This window comes from Salinibacterium sp. AL4.1 (assembly GCF_059767305.1).
Genome location: NZ_JBSOQK010000002.1, coordinates 141,569 through 161,542, shown reverse-complemented (window position 1 = coordinate 161,542; position 19,974 = coordinate 141,569). Strand labels below are relative to the sequence as shown.

At 60.8% G+C, this 19,974-nt stretch carries 16 protein-coding genes; 11 read left to right on the top strand and 5 right to left on the bottom strand.

Translation table 11 applies throughout. The features are described 5' to 3' along the window. Positions 1-96: 96 nt before the first annotated feature. The 7 genes from ACWTV3_RS10125 (at position 97) to ACWTV3_RS10095 (ending at position 10,104) form a co-directional block, all read left to right on the top strand. Positions 97-1,707 carry a peptide ABC transporter substrate-binding protein gene (locus tag ACWTV3_RS10125; protein WP_498478089.1) on the top strand — a complete coding sequence of 537 codons (1,611 nt, stop codon included), beginning with the start codon at positions 97-99 and terminating at the stop codon, positions 1,705-1,707. 139 nt (positions 1,708-1,846) lie between these two features. Further along, entirely contained in the window at positions 1,847-2,776 is a 930-nt protein-coding gene (locus tag ACWTV3_RS10120) for an ABC transporter permease (protein WP_498478088.1), read from the top strand. Continuing rightward, positions 2,766-3,725: an ABC transporter permease gene (locus tag ACWTV3_RS10115; protein ID WP_498478087.1), complete on the top strand. Its 960-nt coding sequence runs from the start codon at positions 2,766-2,768 to the stop codon at positions 3,723-3,725. The genes ACWTV3_RS10120 and ACWTV3_RS10115 overlap by 11 nt, the downstream gene beginning before the upstream one ends. Then, a complete protein-coding gene (locus ACWTV3_RS10110; protein ID WP_498478086.1) occupies positions 3,722-5,473 on the top strand; it encodes a dipeptide ABC transporter ATP-binding protein in 1,752 nt (583 codons plus the stop codon). Before ACWTV3_RS10115 ends, ACWTV3_RS10110 begins: the two co-directional genes overlap by 4 nt. Before the next feature lie 105 nt (positions 5,474-5,578). Then, positions 5,579-7,381 carry an ABC transporter family substrate-binding protein gene (locus tag ACWTV3_RS10105; protein WP_498478085.1) on the top strand — a complete coding sequence of 601 codons (1,803 nt, stop codon included), beginning with the start codon at positions 5,579-5,581 and terminating at the stop codon, positions 7,379-7,381. A 220-nt stretch (positions 7,382-7,601) separates the two neighbouring features. Further along, positions 7,602-9,509 (top strand): translational GTPase TypA, encoded by a 1,908-nt coding sequence (gene typA / locus ACWTV3_RS10100; RefSeq protein WP_498478084.1) that lies wholly within the window; start codon positions 7,602-7,604, stop codon positions 9,507-9,509. 133 nt (positions 9,510-9,642) lie between these two features. Further along, positions 9,643-10,104 carry a hypothetical protein gene (locus tag ACWTV3_RS10095; protein WP_498478083.1) on the top strand — a complete coding sequence of 154 codons (462 nt, stop codon included), beginning with the start codon at positions 9,643-9,645 and terminating at the stop codon, positions 10,102-10,104. A 27-nt stretch (positions 10,105-10,131) separates the two neighbouring features. Here the strand turns inward: ACWTV3_RS10095 and efeB are convergent, their stop codons facing one another. From efeB to efeU, 3 genes are read right to left on the bottom strand one after another with little or no spacing between them, the layout of a single operon-like run. Beyond that, positions 10,132-11,400, bottom strand: a complete 1,269-nt coding sequence (efeB, locus tag ACWTV3_RS10090; RefSeq protein ID WP_498478082.1) for an iron uptake transporter deferrochelatase/peroxidase subunit — start codon at positions 11,398-11,400, stop codon at positions 10,132-10,134. Between the two features lie 42 nt (positions 11,401-11,442). Further along, a complete protein-coding gene (gene efeO / locus ACWTV3_RS10085) occupies positions 11,443-12,618 on the bottom strand; it encodes an iron uptake system protein EfeO (RefSeq protein WP_498478081.1) in 1,176 nt (391 codons plus the stop codon). Then, on the bottom strand, positions 12,618-13,475 hold the full coding sequence (efeU, locus tag ACWTV3_RS10080; RefSeq protein ID WP_498478080.1) for an iron uptake transporter permease EfeU: 858 nt from the start codon (positions 13,473-13,475) through the stop codon (positions 12,618-12,620). Before efeU ends, efeO begins: the two co-directional genes overlap by 1 nt. A gap of 115 nt (positions 13,476-13,590) precedes the next feature. Between efeU and ACWTV3_RS10075 the strand changes: the two genes are divergently transcribed. The 4 genes from ACWTV3_RS10075 (at position 13,591) to ACWTV3_RS10060 (ending at position 17,608) form a co-directional block, all read left to right on the top strand. After that, positions 13,591-14,775 carry a PIG-L deacetylase family protein gene (locus ACWTV3_RS10075; RefSeq protein ID WP_498478079.1) on the top strand — a complete coding sequence of 395 codons (1,185 nt, stop codon included), beginning with the start codon at positions 13,591-13,593 and terminating at the stop codon, positions 14,773-14,775. Beyond that, positions 14,772-15,107, top strand: coding sequence for a ferredoxin (fdxA, locus tag ACWTV3_RS10070; protein ID WP_100389744.1), 336 nt, complete (start codon positions 14,772-14,774; stop codon positions 15,105-15,107). The genes ACWTV3_RS10075 and fdxA overlap by 4 nt, the downstream gene beginning before the upstream one ends. Next, positions 15,107-16,213 (top strand): succinyldiaminopimelate transaminase, encoded by a 1,107-nt coding sequence (dapC, locus tag ACWTV3_RS10065; RefSeq protein WP_498478078.1) that lies wholly within the window; start codon positions 15,107-15,109, stop codon positions 16,211-16,213. The genes fdxA and dapC overlap by 1 nt, the downstream gene beginning before the upstream one ends. A 99-nt stretch (positions 16,214-16,312) precedes the next feature. Beyond that, complete coding sequence (locus ACWTV3_RS10060; protein WP_498478077.1) at positions 16,313-17,608, top strand: citrate synthase; 1,296 nt, start codon at positions 16,313-16,315, stop codon at positions 17,606-17,608. Between the two features lie 76 nt (positions 17,609-17,684). Here ACWTV3_RS10060 and ACWTV3_RS10055 read toward each other — a convergent pair whose 3' ends face one another. Together ACWTV3_RS10055 and dapD are read right to left on the bottom strand one after the other, a co-directional pair. Beyond that, positions 17,685-18,992, bottom strand: coding sequence for a YncE family protein (locus tag ACWTV3_RS10055; protein WP_498478076.1), 1,308 nt, complete (start codon positions 18,990-18,992; stop codon positions 17,685-17,687). Between the two features lie 37 nt (positions 18,993-19,029). Then, a complete protein-coding gene (gene dapD / locus ACWTV3_RS10050) occupies positions 19,030-19,971 on the bottom strand; it encodes a 2,3,4,5-tetrahydropyridine-2,6-dicarboxylate N-succinyltransferase (RefSeq protein ID WP_498478075.1) in 942 nt (313 codons plus the stop codon). Positions 19,972-19,974: the final 3 nt, after the last annotated feature.

Sequence of the window (19,974 nt, the reverse complement as noted above, 5' to 3'; positions counted from 1 at the left end):
ATTGGGGTATCCCCCCGTTTTAGGGTGTGAACTATCAAGCGCGGCGCGGCGTCAAAAATTCCGTGTCGTTAGCGCAATTCTGCACAGGAGGAAACATTGAAGAGATCACGCATAGGCATCAGTGCAGTCGCACTGCTGTCAGCCTCAGCACTCGCGCTCGCGGGTTGCTCGGCCAGCGAGGCGCCTGCCGAAGGTGACAGCGCCGCGATCATCACCACAAACGGTAGCGAGCCACAGCAGTCGCTCATTCCGACCAACACCACCGAAACTGGTGGCGGCAAGGTAATCACGTCCATCTTCGCTGGCCTCGTTTCTTACACCGCTGACGGCGATGTAGAAAACGAAGTTGCTCAGTCCATCGAGTCCGAGGACGGCCAGAACTGGACCGTCACGCTGAACGATGGCTGGACCTTCACCAACGGTGAAGCTGTCACATCAGAATCGTTCGTCAAGGCATGGCAGTACGGCGCTCTTCTCGACAACGCGCAGAGCTCCTCGTACTTCTTCGACAACATCGAGGGCTTCAGCTACGACGAGAACTCAGAGCTCACCGGCCTCGAGGTCATTAGCGACACCGAGTTCACCGTCGCCCTGATTAACCCTGAGGCTGACTTCCCGCTGCGTCTCGGCTACTCGGCATTCATGCCGCTGCCCGAGGTCGCTTGGGAAGATCTGGACGCTTTCGGTGAGAACCCGATCGGTAACGGTCCGTACATGCTCGATGGCGAAGACGCTTGGACGCATGACGTACAGATCGACCTCGTAGCGAACCCTGACTACGACGGTGTTCGTAAGGCTGTCAACGGCGGCGTTTCGATCATCTTCTACACGAGCCAGGACGCTGCATACGCTGACGCTCTCGGTGGCAACCTCGATATCCTCGACGCTGTCCCGGACTCGGCATTCGCAACCTACGAGGCGGACTTCCCGGGTCGTTCGGTGAACCAGCCTGCAGCTATTTTCCAGGCGTTCAACCTTCCTTACTACCTTGAGCACTGGTCAGGCGAAGAGGGAGAACTGCGTCGTGCAGCGATCTCGATGTCAATCGACCGCGCGGAAATCACGGATGTCATCTTTCAGGGCACCCGTACGCCGGCTACCGACTTCACATCGCCTGTGATCGCTGGTCACTCGGACAACCTCGCGGGTGCTGAAGTTCTCGACTTCTACCCTGAAGAAGCTCAGAAGCTCTGGGCAGAAGCTGACGCGATCGCGCCGTACGGAGACACCGTCTTCGACCTCGCATACAACGCTGATGGCGGACACCAAGCTTGGGTTGACGCTGTAGCCAACAGCATCAGCAACACGCTGGGTATCGAAGCTGTAGGCAAGGCATACCCCACGTTTGCTGACGCACTCAACGACCGTGACGCTAACGCGCTCACCGGTGGAACGCGTGCTGGATGGCAGGCTGACTACCCGTCGCTGTACAACTTCCTCGGCCCGCTCTACGTTGATGGCGCTGGCTCGAACAAGGAAGGTTACTCGAGCCCCGAGTTCGAATCCATCCTCGCTGAAGGCGCTAGCGCGACTTCGGTAGAAGAGGCAACGGCGAAGTACCAGGAAGCTCAGGAAGTCCTCCTGGCCGACCTGCCCTCGATCCCGCTGTGGTACTCGAACGTCACCGGTGTCTACTCAGACAGCGTTGACAACGTTGTATTCGGTTGGGACTCCGTACCGCTGTACAACGAGGTAACAAAGGGCTAATTAGCTCGTAGCTTTACCCAGTTTCCACTCTCAATGTGTAGTGCCCGGGGCTTGCTTTAGGCCCCGGGCATTACACTGAGTACCCTCATTCAGTGATTGTGACTCTTATGCTTATCCGTTCCTTCGAGGGAACCATCTGATGTTCTGGTACGCAGGCAAGCGTTTCCTCCAGATGATCCCCGTGTTTTTCGGCGCGACATTCCTGATTTATTTCATGGTGTTCGCGGTTCCCGGTGATCCGATTGCCGCTCTATACGGTGATCGACCCCCAGCTCCCGGAGTCATCGAACTCGTCCGTGCTGAGTACAACCTCGACAAGCCATTCATCGTTCAATATTTGCTGTACATCGGTGGGCTATTCCAGGGTGATTTCGGCACGACCTTCTCAGGCCGCGCGGTTTCCGATGTCATGGCTCAGGCCTTTCCCATCACCGCTCGACTCGCCATTCTGGCTCTCGCGTTTGAAGCTGTCTTCGGCATCGTCGTTGGACTCATTGCCGGTCTTCGCAAAGGCAAGATCTTCGACGCCTCTGCTCTCGTGATTAGCCTTCTGCTGATCTCGGTTCCTACCTTCGTGGTCGGATTTATTCTTCAGTTCATCTTCGGTATTCAGCTCGGCTGGGCGAGAACCACCGTGAGTGGTGAAGCACCGTGGGATGAGTTGATCATGCCGGCTCTCGTGCTCGCTTCCGTATCGTTCGCATACATCGTGCGTTTGACTCGCGCCAGCGTTGCAGACAACCTTGGTGCTGACTTCGTGCGCACAGCAACTGCTAAGGGACTTTCCCGTCGTCGAGTGGTCACGGTGCACGTGCTTCGAAACTCGCTCGTTCCTGTCGTTACCTATCTCGGTGTCGACATTGGTTCGCTCATGGTCGGTGCCATCGTGACCGAGGGAATCTTTAACATCAACGGCGTCGGCGGAACGGTCTACCGAGCAATCACTTTGGGAGAGGGCCCCACGGTCGTCTCATTTGTCGCGGTGATGGTCGTCATCTTCGTGCTCGCCAACTTGCTCGTCGACCTTCTGTACGCCGCGCTCGACCCAAGGATTCGTTATGCCAAGTAACAACACTGGCCGGGAACGGCCCGGCCAAGAACACTTCATCGCTTCGCTTGCTGAAACCCCTGTCGCTGAAGTCGACCAGGTGGATGAGACGGGTAAGGCTCGCAGCACCTGGACTGACGCGTGGGAAGCTATGCGTCGTCGTCCAATGTTCTGGATCTCGTCGGTATTGATTTTCGTGATCGTGGTTGTTGCCATGTTCCCGAGTCTCTTCGCTACCTACAGCCCCACAGAGTGCTACCTCAAGTTCAGCGATGGCGGCCCTGAAGCTGGGCATCCGCTCGGCTTCACTCGCCAAGGTTGCGACGTCTACTCGCGAATTATCTTCGGAACTCAGGCGTCGGTAACTATCGGCCTCCTGACTACGATCATGGTGACCCTGTTCGGCGGAATCGTTGGGGCTCTTGCAGGCTTCTACGGAGGAATTCTCGACGCGTTTGTCTCACGTATCGGTGACATCTTCTTTGCGATCCCCACCGTTCTCGGCGCTATCGTCGTTATCTCGGTTATCCCCGTTCGCGACGCACTCTCGGTCTCGCTGATCTTGGCGCTGTTTGCCTGGCCGCAGATCGCCCGCATCATGCGTGGTGCTGTGCTTTCGGCGCGCAACTCTGATTATGTAACGGCCTCGGCCGCACTGGGCGTCTCGCGTTTCAAGACCCTCGTGCGTCACGTCGTCCCGAATGCGATCGCTCCGGTAATCGTTATCGCCACGGTCTCGCTCGGAATCTTCATCGTGGCTGAAGCCACGCTGGGATTCCTAGGAATCGGGCTTCCTCCGACAGTTATGTCGTGGGGAAATGACATCAACCAGGCTCGAGTATCGATCCGCACGAACCCCCAGACGCTGCTGCTGCCTTCGGCCGCGCTGTCGATTACGGTTCTTGCGTTCTTGATGTTCGGCGACGTAGTTCGCGATGCCCTTGACCCGGAAGCGAGAGCACGCCGATGACCAATCCAGAAACAGTTCCCGTGGCATCCGACTCCTCGAACGAGGAAACGCCGCTACTCAAGATCCGCAACCTCGAGGTTGGCTTCGAGACTCAACGAGGTCTGGTTCCCGCCGTGCGTGGTGTCGATCTGACTCTGTACCAGGGGCAGTCGCTCGCCATCGTGGGGGAATCCGGATCGGGTAAGTCCACTACGGCGCAAGCAGTAATTGGCCTCCTGCCGGGTGCCGGCAAGGTCTCGGGCGGATCGATCGAGTTCGAAGGTCACGACCTGACCACGTTCTCGAACTCTCAGTTTGCTGAGGTTCGCGGTAGCCAGATCGGTTATGTTCCCCAAGACCCAATGTCGAACCTCAACCCGGTGTGGAGCATTGGCTTCCAGGTTGAAGAGGCGATTAGGGCTAACGGAATCGCTCAGGGCAAGGAAGCACGTCAGCGCACCATTGAGGTTCTGCAAGAGGCAGGCCTGAGCGACGCGAGCGAGCGCCTCAAGCAGTACCCCCATCAGTTCTCGGGCGGAATGCGCCAGCGCGTGCTCATTGGTATCGGTCTCTCGGCTCGCCCGAAGCTCCTGATCGCCGACGAGCCCACCTCTGCCCTTGACGTTACGGTACAACGCCAGATCCTCGATCACTTGCAGACGCTCACGCGTGATTACGGAACCTCGGTGCTCTTCATTACTCACGACCTTGGCCTCGCCGCGGAACGTGCTGAACAGCTCGTTGTGATGTACAAGGGCAAGGTTGTGGAGTCGGGACCGTCTCGTGCGATCCTCGAAAACCCGCAGCATCCGTACACTCAGCGTCTTGTCGCCGCGGCACCGAGCCTTGCCTCGCGTCGTATTCAGTCGATCAAGTCATCGGCGCCGTCGGATGACAGCGTGCGCATCTTCGGTGAGGGCTCACTCGATGACGCGCTCATCGCTCGCGCGGAAAGCCGGGGAGCTGGCGCTGACGAAGACCTGATCAAGGTGAGTAACATCACCAAGGTCTACGAAATTCGCAAGCAGGGCTTCCGTAAAGACAAGCTCCTTGCCGTCAACGACATCTCGTTTGGCGTGAAGAAGGGCACCACTACCGCTCTGGTGGGGGAGTCCGGATCGGGCAAGTCGACGGTGGCCAAGCTCATTCTGCAGCTGGAGTCACTCACGAGCGGAACCATCGAGTTCGATGGCAAGAACTTGGCTGGAATCAAGGGACAGGAACTCTTGGAGTTCCGTCGCCGGGTTCAGCCCGTCTTCCAGGACCCTTACGGTTCGCTCGACCCGCAGTACAGCGTGGGCAACACGATCGCGGAACCGCTGCTTGCTCACAAGCTCGGCACCTCGAAGGAGCGCTATAACCGAGTGAGCGAATTGCTCGATCAGGTGTCGCTTCCGCAGGCTGCACGCCACCGTTACCCCGGTGAGCTCTCCGGCGGTCAGCGTCAGCGCGTAGCAATCGCTCGTGCTTTGGCGCTCAAGCCCGAAGTTCTCGTGCTCGACGAAGCAGTTTCTGCGCTCGACGTGCTCGTGCAGGGGCAGGTTCTCAACTTGCTCACGGAGCTTCAGACCGAGCTTGACCTGACGTACCTCTTCATTACCCACGACCTCGCGGTTGTGCGCCTTGTCGCTGACAACGTGTGCGTAATGCAGGGTGGACGCATTGTGGAAGCCGCGTCGACAGACGAGGTCTTCGAGAACTCGAGCAACCCGTACACGAGGGAACTGCTCGAAGCTATTCCCGGCGCCAACATCCAACTCGGCGCCTAGTTTATTGAGTCAGAAGGGCCGTTCCCCCTCGGGGAGCGGCCCTTCTGACTTAGACTCGTTTCTAGCGTGCCACCGTGCGCTGCGAGTCCGTGTGCAGGAGGTTCAGTGAGCGCCACAAGAATCATGGCGACCCTGGCTATGGCCGCGGTCACCGCGATCGCGCTTGCCGGTTGTGTTCCGCAGGCGTCGCCAACGATCGAGGGTTCTGAACTGACGGTTGCCGTTACCGAGCCGTTCACCTCGGGTAACCCCGTTACGGCGTTCGGTGCGGGCGAGACAAACACGAGCATCGCCTACGCCACGGGCACCGGCTTTACCTACTTCAACTCCGATTCAGAACTCGTGCGCGACGAGTCCTTCGGGCGCTTCGAAAAAGTGTCTGACGACCCGCTAGCCGTGACCTACACCGTGGCTGACGGTGTGCGCTGGTCGGATGGTTCGGCTGTCGACGCCGTGGACTTGCTGCTCGAGTGGGCGGCGACATCCGGTGCTCTCAACGCTGACGATGCGGATGCCGCGAGCACGATCGATCCCGAGACGGGTGCCCCGCTCGACCGTTCCGACCAGCGCGTCGTCTTTGATGCGACTGCCGGTGAAGACACGGGGATCTCACTGGTCACAGAACTTCCCCAGATGAGCGACGACCGGATGTCGCTCACGCTGGTTTTCGATGAGCCGACGGCAGACTGGCAGACGGCGTTCTTTGGACCTGGCTCGTTCGCTAAGCCCGCCCACGTCGTGGGAATGATGGCGTTTGCCAGCGACGATGCGATCACCGCTAAGGAGCGCGTGTACTCCGCTATCAGCGGGGACAACGAGGTCGATCTCGCGGCAATCGCTCGAACGTGGAGTACGGTCTTCAACTTCGACGGGATGCCAGCAAACAAGAGCCTGGTGGTCTCGAGCGGTCCCTACGTAATCTCCGAGTTCGTGGCGAATCAATACGTCACGCTGCGCGCCAACGAAAACTACAGCGGCATGCGGGAAGCAACATTCCAGGAGATTCGCGTGCGCTTTATGAGCGATCCGCTCGCTCAGGCCCAAGCCCTTCTCGTGGGAGCTGTGCAGATCGCGGTCCCGTCGATGGATGGCGATGTTCGAGATGCGCTTGCCACAATGGATGCCACCATCCGGGACGGCTTCACCGACAGCTTCGAACACCTCGACCTGCAGGTCGCTCAGTCAAAGAGCGGCGTTTTCGACGATGTTCTCGTGCGCCAAGCGTTTTTGAAGACTGTGCCACGGGCCGAGATTGTGCGCACCGCTCTTGTCGACGTGCAACCTCGAGCCAGTACGCGTGATTCCTTCCTCTTTGCCCCTGGCGACCCGGGATACACCGGTGCCCGTTCGGTGAACGGTTCCGCTGACTACGCCGATCCTGACATCGCCGGAGCGAAAGAATTGCTGGCAGAGGCTGGCGTCTCTAAACCCAGCGTCTGCATCCTGTTCGACGCCGATGACGCCATGCGCGCGGCCGAGTACGCGCTCATTGCTGAGTCCGCTGGATCAGCGGGTTTTGTCGTCAGCGATTGCTCGAGCGAAGACTGGCAAGAGACTCTCGGCACTCCCGAGGCCTATGACGCCGCGCTGTTTAGCTGGCAAAGCGCGCGGCCCGGCGTGGGCGTTGCACCGGCTGTGTTCGGCACTGACGGTTATGCCAATCTCAACTACTTCTCTGACGCCACGGTCGATTCGCTGCTGGCTGACGCGAGTTCCGTGACGGTGGAGAGTGACGAACAGATCGAGTTGTTGAAAGAAGCGGATGCCGCACTCTGGGCATCGGCGTATGGAATGCCGCTCTTTCAGCATCCGACCACCATCGCTTTTGATCAAGACGAAGTGGAGAACGTGTCGCTCTCGTCGCTCAGCCCGGGTGTGTGGTGGAACGTGTGGGAGTGGAAGCCTTAAAACGGCCTGCATGCCTGTGAGAACGGGCCCCTGAACGGGCGGCTGCGATATTTCTTGCCAAACAGGGTAAACTGGTGGAGCAGGATACTCTGAATGATCTTCTGCACCCTCCCAAGATCTTAACCCGGTGGCATTCGGCCGCCGATCTGCTGCCGAGACTTTCTGTGCAGCGACTGCGGTGAAAGTCCGCACAGCCTCCAATGAATTAAGGAATATTGCTATGGCTATGGCCACTCGCAGCGACTTGCGCAACGTAGCAATCGTTGCCCACGTTGACCACGGAAAGACGACTCTCGTTGACGCGATGCTTCGCCAGACGAACTCCTTCGAAGCGCACGCGCACCTCGAAGAGCGCGCGATGGACTCGAACGAGCTCGAGCGTGAAAAGGGCATCACGATCCTTGCGAAGAACACTGCGGTGTCTTACAACGGAAAGTACGCCACTGACGGGGCCATCACCATCAACGTGATCGACACCCCTGGCCACGCCGACTTCGGTGGCGAGGTTGAGCGCGGACTCAGCATGGTTGACGGCGTTGTATTGCTCGTCGACGCCAGCGAGGGCCCGCTTCCGCAGACCCGCTTCGTGCTCCGTAAGGCTCTAGAAGCCAAGCTGCCCGTAATCCTCCTCGTCAACAAGACCGACCGTCCTGACGCTCGCATCGACGAGGTCGTTGCTGAGAGCCAGGACCTCCTGCTCGGTCTGGCCAGCGACATGGCAGACGATGTTCCCGACCTCGACTTGGACGCCATTCTTGACGTTCCCGTTGTCTACGCCTCCGGTCGTGCCGGTGCCGCTAGCTGGAACAAGCCGGAAAACGGTTCGCTTCCCGACAACGAAGACCTCGAGCCGCTGTTCGACGCCATCCTCAAGCACGTTCCTGCTCCCTCGTACGACGATGAGCACCCCCTTCAGGCGTGGGTCACCAACCTCGACTCCTCGCCGTTCCTCGGCCGCCTTGCTCTTCTTCGCGTCTTCAACGGCACGATCAAGAAGGGCCAGACCGTTGCCTGGGTCAAGCACGATGGCACGCAGGCTAACGTTCGCGTGACCGAGCTGATGATCACGAAGGCTCTCGACCGTTACCCGGCCGAAAGCGCAGGCCCCGGTGACATCGTCGCCGTTGCTGGCTTCGAAGACATCTTCATCGGTGAAACTCTCTGTGACCCCAACGACGTTCGCCCGTTGCCGACCATCACGGTTGACGATCCGGCTATCTCGATGACCATCGGAACCAACACTTCGCCGATCATCGGCAAGGTCAAGGGCCACAAGCTCACCGCGCGTATGGTCAAGGACCGTCTCGACCGCGAGCTCGTCGGTAACGTTTCGCTCAAGCTCGTTGACATCGGACGCCCCGACGCATGGGAAGTTCAGGGTCGTGGAGAGCTTGCTCTCGCCATCCTCGTCGAGCAGATGCGTCGTGAAGGCTTTGAGCTGACTGTCGGCAAGCCGCAGGTAGTTATCAAGAAGATCGACGGCAAGGTTCACGAGCCCTTCGAGCACCTCACGATCGATGCTCCTGAGGAATACCTCGGCGCCATCACTCAGCTTCTCGCTTCTCGTAAGGGACGCATGGACGGCATGAGCAACCACGGCACCGGCTGGGTTCGCATGGAGTTCGTTGTTCCGTCGCGTGGACTCATCGGTTTCCGTACCGAGTTCATGACCATCACTCGTGGTGCCGGTATCGCTAACGCGGTGTCGCACGGTTACGAGCCGTGGGCTGGCGAGATCGTTACGCGCGTCAACGGTTCTATCGTTGCCGACCGTTCCGGTGTTGCGACTCCGTTCGCCATGGTTGCCCTGCAGGAGCGCATGTCGTTCTTCGTAGAGCCCACGCAGGAGGTGTACGAAGGCATGGTTGTCGGCGAGAACTCGCGCGCTGACGACATGGACGTCAACATCACCAAGGAAAAGCAGCTCACCAACATGCGCCAGTCGACCTCGGACTCGTTCGAGCGTATGACTCCGTCGCGCAAGCTCACCTTGGAAGAGTGCCTCGAATTCGCTCGTGAAGACGAGTGTGTTGAGGTTACTCCTGAGTTCGTGCGTATCCGCAAGGTGGAGCTCGACAGCAACGCGCGTGCACGTCTTACCTCGCGCTTGAAGAAGCAGAACGCCTAACCCTTAGTCTCGCAGCGGGCTCACATGAGCCAGCAAGCTGCAGATAGTACGATGCAGCCACGGTCATCTGACCGTGGCTGCATTGTTGGTTAACGACCCGTCCAGCCGTAGACCCTCGTTTTCTGGAGTTGTCATGTTGAGCGCACGCCACAGTGTCAGCGCATCCGTAGCCCTCGTTCTGGCTCTCGCGGCCACGCCGGCGCTCGCCGGCTGCTCGGCGGAGAACCCCATCGGCGGCATCGTGGAGCAGGCCACTGGCGGCAACGTGAGCTTGGGTGGCACTGAGATCCCCGAAGGCTTCCCTAGCGCCGTGCCGCTGCACGACGGTGAGGTGCAGTTCGGTATCGCGGCAGGTGAAGGCGATAGCCGTGGCTATAACATCACGATCCTCACGGGAGCGCAGTCGCCGCTCGACGCCATCGAGGCCGCCTTTGCGGATGCCGGCTTTGAGTCACAGGTGCAAGCGAGTGGAGCAAGCGGCGCAGGTACCGTCATTTTCTCGAGCGACGCGTGGAATGTCGCCGTTATCGTTGCGAGCACCGACGACGGGTACACCGCCAACTACACGGTCGCGCCAGTGAGCGCCTCGAACTAGCCCCGGCGCACGAACTAGCCCCGTCACTTAGGCGAGGTCGAACATCCCTGCGCCAATGAAGCTCGAGGATGATGCCCCGGGCGGTACAGCGAAAATCGCCGAACCGACGTAGCGCACGTACTCGTTCATGAGGTCGTTGCGGGAGAGCGCGAGCTGAATGGGCACAAACTGTGTCTCTGGATCGCGCTGGAAGCTGATGAAGAACAATCCGGCATTGAGCCGGCCGAGTTCGTCGTTGCCATCGACGAAGTTGTACCCGCGACGCAGAATCTGGGCGCCGCCATGAGTGTCGGGGTGGGCGAGCTTCACGTGCGATGCGTCGTCGATCAGGGGAGCGTCATCGCGACCGGTCTGCTCGAAGTCGGGATCGGTGAACTCGCTGCCGCCGCTGAGTGGAGCACCCTCGCCCTTTGTGCGGCCGAAGATTGTCTCCTGCTCACGCAGTGAGGTGCGGTCCCAGGTTTCGATCGTCATGCGAATCTTGCGGCTCACGAGGTACGAGCCGCCGGTCATCCACGCTGTTCCGTCTTCGGAGGCGGCCCAGACGTGTTCGTTGACGCCGTCGGTGTCTTCGGCACGCAGGTTGGCCGTGCCGTCTTTGAAACCGAAAAGATTGCGCGGCGTGGTTTGCGCCTGCGTCGTGGACGACGTGCGGCCAAAGCCGAGCTGGGACCAGCGGAGCGTTGCGCGCCCAAAGGCGATGCGGGACAGGTTGCGGATGGCGTGAACGGCGACCTGAGGGTCGTCGCTGCACGCTTGGATACAGAGGTCGCCGCCGACGAGTTCGGGCAGCAGAGCGTCACTGGGGAACTTGGGGAGGTCGATGAGGGCGGTTGGTCGCTTGCTGGCGAGGCCGAAACGGTCGTCGAACAGGCTGGGGCCGAAGCCAAATGTGATGGTGAGTCCGCCCGGCGGAAGGTCGAGCGCCTCGCCGGTGTCGTCCGGCGGAGCGTCATAGGGGCCACCCGCGGGCCCGTATTCCCCAGCGGCTTGGCCTGCCGTCATCCGTGCTGCAGCGTAGCTCCAGTCGCGCAGCAACTCGATGAGTTCGTCGCGGCTGATGTCATTGACGTCGAACGCGGCGAAGTGCAGTCGATCCTGTGCCGGCGTGATGATGCCCGCCTGGTGTTCGCCAAAGAATGGGTAGGTCGACGCCACATCATTGCCAGTGGATGCCGAGACGCCGCCGCTGACCGCGAAAGCACCGCCGACGCCGAGACCGGCACCCACGACTCCTGCTCCGGCGAGGCCGAGCAGGCCGCGGCGGGAGAGGCCCTTGGTGTCATCGTGTGGCATGGCGGTGCTTTCGGGGTAATTAGTGCGTGGTTGCGACTGCGATTAGAGAACGAGAACTGCGGTTAGTCGCGAGAGTGGTTCCGCGAGGGCATTCACCTGATCGGAGAACGCACGAATCTCACTCGTGGACAGTTCAGTGTAAAGGCGGAATCCGTCGCCTTCCCGCTGGGCGTCGAGCAAGACCTGCAGTTGCTCGAATTCCTCATCGAGAGTGTCGGCGAGGTCGGCATCCTTCTCCAGCAGGATGTCGCGAACACCGTCATAAAGAACGCGCGCGCCATCGATGTTGGCTTGGAAATCCCAGAGGTCGGTGTGCGACCAGAATTCTTCTTCTCCTGTGACCTTGCCGCTGGCGACCTCATCGAGGAGGCCAATAGCGCCGTTGGTCTGCTGGTCGAGAGTGAACTCGAGCTCCTGCACGTTGGCGTAGAGCGTGTTGGTGTCGGCAACGAGCTGCGAGGCAAGCGCTTCACGCTTGGACTGATCGTAGGCCTCGAAGCCGGCTTCGGCATCCTCGGGCCACAGGTCTTTTTCGATGGCGTGCCAGCCGGTCCACTCCTGGCCGTCTTCGAGGTCTGCTTCACGCAGATCCATGCGGGGGTCGAGGTCACCGAACGACTCGGCGACAGTTTCGACGCGCTCCCAGAAGACGCGAGTGGGGGCGTAAAGCGCACGAGCAGCGTCATCGTCGCCCGCAATGTAGGCGGCAGCGAAGTCTTCGGTGCCGACCACGAGGTTCTCGATCTGGTCTTTCACATAGCTCTTGTAGTTGGCGTTGGCCGTTTCAACCTGAGCGGCGATGTCTCCGCTGAAAGAAAGATCGGTGCCGGAGTCGGTAACAGTGAACGGGGTTGAACCGATACCTTTGCCGACCATGCCGGGCTTGCACACCGTGAAGTATTCGCCGGGCTGCGCCAGAACGACGAGGTCGCGACTGATGCCGGGGCCGATGTTCTCGACCTCACCGACGATGCGCAGGCCGTCATCCGCGAGCAAATAGAACTCCGTGACTTGGTCGCCCGAGTTGGTGACCGAGAAAACGAGGTTACCGCTGGGCGCTTCGGCCGAGCTCACTGCGCAATCGGTAGCGCTGCTGTCGACGGTGATCGTGTTGCTGGCCGCGGTGGTGCCGACGTTGTTGGGCACGCAACCGGTGAGCGCGAGCGCTGCAACGGTAGCGACTGCGGCATAGCCAAAGCGGGTCGAAAGGGCGGTCATTAGGCTCCTTGAGTGCTGAGAGGTGAAGCGGGAACGAAGGACTTATCTGCGCGCGCGTTGCCACGAACAGTGCGGATAAAGATCGTCATAACGATGCCGACGTACGCCGACCAAACGCCCGCCTCGAACCACGTGGTGGCGGGGGAGAAATTGAAGACACCCTTGAGCAGCGTTCCGTACCAGCTATCGGGTGGGATGACCGCGCTCACGTCGAAGGCGAGGGCGTGAAGCCCCGGCAGCACGCCGGCCTCTTGCAGATCGTGAACTCCGTACGAGAGCACGCCAGCGGCCACGATGATCAGAATGGCGCCGGTCCAAGTAAAGAAGCGAGTGAGGTTGATGCTGACCACACCGCGATAGATGAGGTAGCCAAGAACGATCGCGGCCGCGATGCCAAGAGCTGCGCCGGTAAGGGGGAGAGTCGTGGAACCGCTGGCCTGAACGGCGGCCCAGATAAAGAGGGCGGTTTCGATTCCTTCGCGCCCCACGGCGAGGAACGCCACGAGCACGAGGCCCCAGCCAGCACCGGTGAGATGCGAGTCGACTTCGCTGCGCAGTTCGCGACCAAGGCCGCGGGCAGCGCGCAGCATCCAGAAGATCATCCACGTGACAAAGGCCGTTGCGATGATCGAGAGAATGCCGCCGATCAGCTCTTGCGCCTGAAAAGAGAGGCCGTAGGCGCCAAAGGTCAGACTGGCGCCGAGGCCGAGGGAGAGTGCAATGGCAATGCCGACACCGAGCCAGATGCGGGGCAGAACGTCGCGACGATCAATTTTATGAACGTAGGCAATCAGGATGCCGACAACGAGCGCGGCCTCAAGGCCTTCGCGCAGGCCAATCAGGAAGTTTGCGAGCACTGAACTCTCTTGTCACTCGTGGTTGTCGGTGGATTGGTAAGCCTAACCTAAGCAACCGTAATTGGACTACCTGTGCTTATTCTGTCTACTGCACAACAAGGGTGGAGGTACCGTCGTGAAGGATCGTGCACAACGCGTGCTGGTTATCGCCGCGCGCCCAGAAGATGAGGCCTACGTATTCGGGGCCACCATCGCCACTCTCGTTCAGCGCGGCACTGAACTCATCGTGCTCAGTTGCAGCAACAACGCCACCGCCGCAATCGGGGCAACCCCGGCAACGGGCGATGTTCCTCTGGTGGCCGCCGAGACCAATTTTGCCCCTGTCGGGTCTGGAGCGGCTGGCACGGCTGACGCAGCAGACGCCTCCACGGCGAATGCCACCACGGCGAATGCCACCACGGTGAGCGACAGCAAGGAATCGCCAGCGGCGGCCTCGCCCGAATCCGTCGACGAGGTCGTGCGCGATATTCTCGGCATAACTGCCCACCACATTCTTCGCGAAGACAACGGGCGCCAGTTCACGAAACTCAACGCTCGCGATCTCGCCTCTGACATTGCGGCGGCGATTACCGCTCTGAAGCCGGATGTCGTCGTCAGCTACGCCAGAGAGCACAGCGGCACGGCGCGCGGCTCCGAGGCGCTGCTCGTGCACGAAGCCACAGCCCTCGCTACCGAACTTGCTGGCGTGCCCTTCTATACGGCATCCGCTGTTCCTGTTGATCGTGGCGTTGCGGTGTCGTCTGCCACGGCGCTTGCATTCAAGCGTCGGGCAACCGAGATTTATCGCAATGAGATTCCGGTGGGCGAGAGCGTGTCGACGCCCGTTGAGTATTTGCGCCGTTTGCGTCGTCGCGAGCTGGTGATAGGTGAACGCAGCCGCGCCGAGCGTGTGGCCTTGGCGGTCCTGTCTCTCGTGCTCGGTGCGCTAGTGGGCGTTGTGCTTACGGCGGTACACCAGTCATCGTTCTCGATTGGTGACGCACGAATTCCGTGGGGGATCGTGGCGTCGATCACTCTCGTGACCGCGTTGATTCTCGGTTTGCGCCTCATCTACGACACTCGCGTCGCTGCCGGCTTCGCGTCGCTCGGTGTTCTCTTGATGTCCGCGCTGCTGGCCAATGTAATGCCCGGAGGAACGATCTTGATTCCGGCGAATACGGCCGGATATGTCTGGACTTTCGCGCCCGTGCTCGTAGTGCTCATCATTGTGGGGTGGCCGCGAGTGAATCGTCAGGTTTCGTCGGCGAGCCGCGCTAACATTGAATTGAACTCTCCCGTGAAAGGTGCGGATATCTCGTGACGTATGTCATCGCTCAGCCCTGTGTCGATCTGAAGGATCGCGCGTGTGTAGACGAATGCCCAGTCGACTGCATCTATGAGGGCGACCGCATGCTCTACATCCACCCGGATGAGTGCGTTGACTGTGGTGCGTGCGAGCCGGTGTGTCCTGTTGAGGCCATCTACTACGAAGACGATCTGCCCGACAAGTGGGCCGATTACTACAAGGCCAACGTCGAATTCTTCGACCTCCTTGACGACACATCACCCGGTGGTGCCGCGAAGGTTGGTGTGATTCACAAGGACCACGCGCTCATCTCGGCTTTGCCCGAGGGTGGCGGGTCCTCCGACTAATGACGCGCACGCCGCTGGCACTCCCCGACTTTCCGTGGGATTCCCTTGTGCCGTTCGGCACCATTGCGCGTACGCATCCCGATGGGATGGTCGACCTCTCTGTAGGGTCACCGGTAGACCCGACTCCTGCCATCATTCGCGAGAGTCTCGCGACGGCAACGGATGCTCACGCCTACCCCACAGTCACGGGCACCGTTCAGCTGCGTGAGGCCATCGTCGAGTGGTTTGAGCGCCGTCGAGGCGTTACGGGGCTCACCGTCGACCACGTTCTGCCGACTGTCGGCTCCAAGGAATTGGTGGCGCTCCTGCCGCAGATGCTCGGCCTCGGTGAAGGCGACGTGGTGGTTTTTCCCACGGTCGCCTACCCCACCTACGCCATCGGCGCTGCCCTGGTGGGCGCAACGGCCGTCGCTTCTGACAACCCTGCCGAGTGGCCCGACAACACTGCGCTCGTGTGGCTCAATAGCCCGGGCAACCCCGATGGGCGTGTTCTCGACACTGACCAGTTGCGTGCCGCTGTGGCTCGCGCCCGCGAACTGGGTGCCGTGATCGCTTCAGACGAGTGCTACGCCGAACTCAACTGGAACGGCGTTGACCCCACGCCCTCAATTCTCGACCCCGAGGTGATCGGCGACGATCGCTCTTCGGTGCTCGCAGTGTATTCGCTCAGCAAGCAATCCAACCTTGCCGGATACCGCGCTGCGTTTGTGGCGGGATGCTCGCAACTAATTTCCGAGCTTCTCGCTGTGCGCAAGCATGTCGGACTCATTGTTCCCGGCCCGGTGCAAGCAGCGATGGCTACAGCTCTGCAGGATGACGCGCACGTCGCCGAACAGCGCGAGCTGTATCGCGCCCGCCGGGCGAAGTTGCTTCCGGCTTTGGAGCGCGCGGGATTCCGCATAGACGACAGCGTCGCCGGGCTCTATCTCTGGGCGACAAAGAACGAAGACTCCTGGCAGACGGTTGGTGATCTGGCTCAGGCCGGCATCCTCGTCGTTCCGGGCTCGTTTTACGGTGAATCGCCGGCCCGCCACGTGCGTATTGCGCTCACGGCGAGCGACGCAACGATTGCGGATGCCGTAGCCCGCCTCGATTTACTCGCTTAAGTGCACTAACGGGCCGAGGCCTTGTGTTTGACCTCCAAAAGTGAGGGCATTCGATTAGTGGGTGTGACAGTGGCTATCCAAGCCTTGTAGGCTGTAGCGGTGAATGAAGCCCCTCAAGACCCAGAGAAGGCCACCCTCCACTTTCCGGGCGGTGCTGCTGAATTTCCCATTATCCGTGGGGTCGATGGTCACAACAGCATCGATATCTCCACCTTTATGAAGCAGACCGGCTACACGGCGCTTGATCAAGGATTTGTGAACACTGCCTCCACGCGCAGTGAGATCACCTATATCGATGGAGACCGCGGCATCCTGCGCTATCGCGGCTATGCGATCGAAGACGTTGCGGCAAACTCGACGTACCTCGAGGTTGCCTGGTTGCTGATCTACGGTGAGCTGCCGTCGAAGTCGCAGTTGGAAGAGTTCGACGAGAAGATTCGTCGCCACACTCTGCTGCACGAAGACCTCCGTCGTTTCTTCGACGCTCTCCCGCACAGCGCGCACCCGATGTCCGTGCTCTCGAGCGCAGTGTCGGCGCTCTCCACTTACTACGAAGACTCGCACGACGTGCGCGACCCCGAGCAGGTCGAGATCTCGACCATCCGCTTGCTGGCAAAGCTGCCGGTTATTGCGGCGTACGCTCACAAGAAGTCGCTCGGCCAGGCCCTGCTTTACCCCGACAACTCGATGAGTTTCGTCGACAACTTCTTGAAGCTTAACTTCGGCAACATGGCCGAGGAATACCAGGTCAACCCCGTGCTGAGTAAGGCACTCGACCGCCTCCTCATCTTGCACGAAGACCACGAGCAGAATGCCTCCACCTCTACGGTGCGTCTCGTCGGCTCGACCGAAGCGAACATCTTCGCTTCGATCTCCGCCGGAATCAACGCTCTCTACGGCCCGCTTCACGGTGGTGCTAACGAAGCCGTACTCAAGATGCTGGGCGAGATCCAGGAGTCGGGCGAGGGCGTTCAGAAGTTTGTTGACCGCGTGAAGCGCAAAGAAGACGGCGTGCGCCTGATGGGCTTTGGCCACCGCGTCTACAAGAGCTTCGACCCTCGTGCACGTCTGGTGAAGGAGAGCGCGGATGAGGTGCTTGCCGATCTCGGAATCAGCGACCCCTTGCTCGACATCGCTCGTGAACTCGAAGAGGTCGCTTTGGCCGATGACTATTTCATCGAGCGCAAGCTGTACCCCAACGTTGACTTCTACACCGGCGTCATCTACAAGGCAATGGGCTTCCCGCCACGCATGTTTACGGTGCTCTTCGCTATCGGCCGCCTGCCGGGCTGGATCGCCAACTGGCGCGAGATGAACCAAGACCCCAAGACCAAAATCGGTCGCCCGCAGCAGCTGTACACGGGCCCTGCGCCTCGGGACTGGCCTCAGCGCTAGACCGCACCATCGTTAAGGCGAACGGCCGGCATCCCTTCGGGGAAGCCGGCCGTTTCGCGTGCCGTGCGTGTGCCGACTAGTCGAAGGCGGGAACGTCGAGGCGGTAAACCTCGGCGTCCATGCCACAAGAGCCGCCATCCGAGTTGAAATAGACGTGGGTGAAGGAGCGGTTGACGACGGCGTGGGTTTCGGTCCAATAGTCCTCACCGCAGTTGTAGGTGTGGGCGAGGTTGAGGATGCGGCCGCCATCGAGCTCGATCGCCATCACCTTTTCGCACGTCCACGCGCCCTCAGCGTTGCAGTTGTAGGTGGACACGATTACCCACCCCGGCTTGTCGTAGCCTTTGCCAGAGATGTGCATCGAGGTGTTGGCATCGTCGTAGGCGTCGAAGAGCGTCGTGCGCTCCAACGTATCCATATCGACCGAGGTCAAAAAGCCTGCCGTCTCGCTCGTTGAGTTGAAATCAATGTAGACATAGGCATCGCGGCCGTCAGCAGAGAGCGCGATGTCACTGTGCTCGCTCGCTTCGGTCAGGAGGCGTTGGTTGCTGAGGTCGGCGTCGTAGACGTAAGTGCCCGACTCCGCGGAGGCCACCACGTATTTACCCGTGGGCGACGCGCTCACCCAGTCGGTAGCGGCGGGCAGTGCGCTGGTGCCCAGTACGGCGTCGGAGGCGAGGTCGTAACTGACCATCCCCAGGGGCTCCTCATCACCGCTATAAACGATCCACGCGTACCGGTTGCCGTCGCTGCTGGGAGATCCCTCGCTTCGGTCCTTCATGTAGTCCGCGCCGGGGAATGCCGCAGTGATCGCGGTAGTGAGGTCGGCGATGACAGCTGACTTGCCCGTCCTTACGTCGAGCTCGAAAAGCTTCAGATCGCCCTCGGAGGAATTGGGCCCGGCAAGATAGCGCAGAAGGTGGGGATCGGTCGGATGCCACTGGGGTTCGGCATCCGGGTGAATGTCGAGGGCGGTGACGAAGGCCTCGTCACTGGTCGAATAGAGGTGGTATTCCGCGTCGCCGTGGTAGGTGAAGAAGAGCGAACCGTCGGCGTTCTCGGCCTGGCGACGGCTATAGCTGTTGCGATCGAAGCGGGTGCCCTCAGCGGAGGTGACCCGTTGCACTGCGGTGCCGTAGATCGGGTCGGGGCGCAGTTCGCCTAGCGCCGGCTTCTGCCACGTGGCGTCAGGGGCGGTGGCGTCCATTCCCCAGACGAGGGAGGCATCGTTGACCGGGGACGCTGACGAGAGCGCGGGAGCAGGGGAGAGCGCCGAATCGGCTCCGGTGCACGCCGTGAGAGCGAGCGTTGCTGCGGCGAACACTGCGGCGGCGCGATAGAGGCGCAGCCGCAGTGCCGCGCGAGGGACAGGGAAAGTGTTCATGCTGAACTTCCTTCGTTTCCCCCGATGGATGTGGACCTTAGGCGTGCAGCGCCGCGTTGAGTTCGACGCCGGTGCCGCTGCGAGGCAGAACCTCGACAGCGCCCGTGACCGAGTTGCGGCGGAACAGCAGGCCGTTCACGCCACTGAGCTCAACAGCCTTGACGCTGCGCGGGGTAGCCGAACCATCAACGATGGTGACCTTGGTTCCTGCCGTGACATAGAGCCCGGCTTCAACAACGGTGTCGTCACCGATCGCAATGCCGATTCCCGAGTTGGCCCCGAGCAGCGCGCGCTCGCCGATGGAGACACGTTCGGTGCCACCACCGCTGAGCGTTCCCATGATGGATGCTCCGCCACCGATATCGGCGCCGTCACCCACGACCACGCCCTGAGAGATGCGGCCCTCGACCATCGAGCTGCCGAGCGTGCCGGCGTTGAAGTTGACGAAGCCCTCGTGCATGACGGTGGTTCCGGGGGAGAGGTACGCGCCGAGGCGAACGCGCGAGGCGTCGGCGATGCGGACGCGTTCGGGCACGACGTAGTCGAGCATCCGCGGGAATTTGTCGATGCCGGTCACGATGATGCCGTGACGCTTGAGCGAGATGCGCAGTTCGCGGTAATCGTCGGGGTGCACGGCGCCAGCGTTGGTCCAGACGACGATCGGCAGCGCGCCGAAGAGGCCGTCGAGGTTGATGCTGTTGGGCTTCACGAGCAAGTGGCTGAGCAGGTGCAGGCGCAGGTAGGCGTCGGCGACGTTCTGCGGTGCGGCATCCAAATCGATCTCAACGGTCACGAATTCGGTGCGCACGCGGCGGCGTTCGTCTGCCCCCAAGTGCTCTTCGAGGTCGGCGGGTGTGTAGTGCGGGTCGGTGCCCTCGGGGATTGATCCCAGGTGCGGAGCGGGGAACCACACGTCAAGTGTTGTTCCGTCGCTGGCGATTGTTGCGAGTCCGTATCCCCATGCTGTGCGCGAAGTCATGCA

Bases quoted from the DNA above. Each gene is read 5' to 3' on its own strand.
- ACWTV3_RS10120 (WP_498478088.1), top strand. From the start codon at position 1,847: ATGTTCTGGTACGCAGGCAAGCGTTTCCTCCAGATGATCCCCGTGTTT.
- ACWTV3_RS10115 (WP_498478087.1), top strand. From the start codon at position 2,766: ATGCCAAGTAACAACACTGGCCGGGAACGGCCCGGCCAAGAACACTTC.
- ACWTV3_RS10110 (WP_498478086.1), top strand. From the start codon at position 3,722: ATGACCAATCCAGAAACAGTTCCCGTGGCATCCGACTCCTCGAACGAG.
- typA (WP_498478084.1), top strand. From the start codon at position 7,602: ATGGCTATGGCCACTCGCAGCGACTTGCGCAACGTAGCAATCGTTGCC.
- ACWTV3_RS10095 (WP_498478083.1), top strand. From the start codon at position 9,643: ATGTTGAGCGCACGCCACAGTGTCAGCGCATCCGTAGCCCTCGTTCTG.
- efeB (WP_498478082.1), bottom strand. From the start codon at position 11,400: ATGCCACACGATGACACCAAGGGCCTCTCCCGCCGCGGCCTGCTCGGC.
- efeO (WP_498478081.1), bottom strand. From the start codon at position 12,618: ATGACCGCCCTTTCGACCCGCTTTGGCTATGCCGCAGTCGCTACCGTT.
- dapC (WP_498478078.1), top strand. From the start codon at position 15,107: ATGACGCGCACGCCGCTGGCACTCCCCGACTTTCCGTGGGATTCCCTT.
- ACWTV3_RS10055 (WP_498478076.1), bottom strand. From the start codon at position 18,992: ATGAACACTTTCCCTGTCCCTCGCGCGGCACTGCGGCTGCGCCTCTAT.
- dapD (WP_498478075.1), bottom strand. From the start codon at position 19,971: ATGACTTCGCGCACAGCATGGGGATACGGACTCGCAACAATCGCCAGC.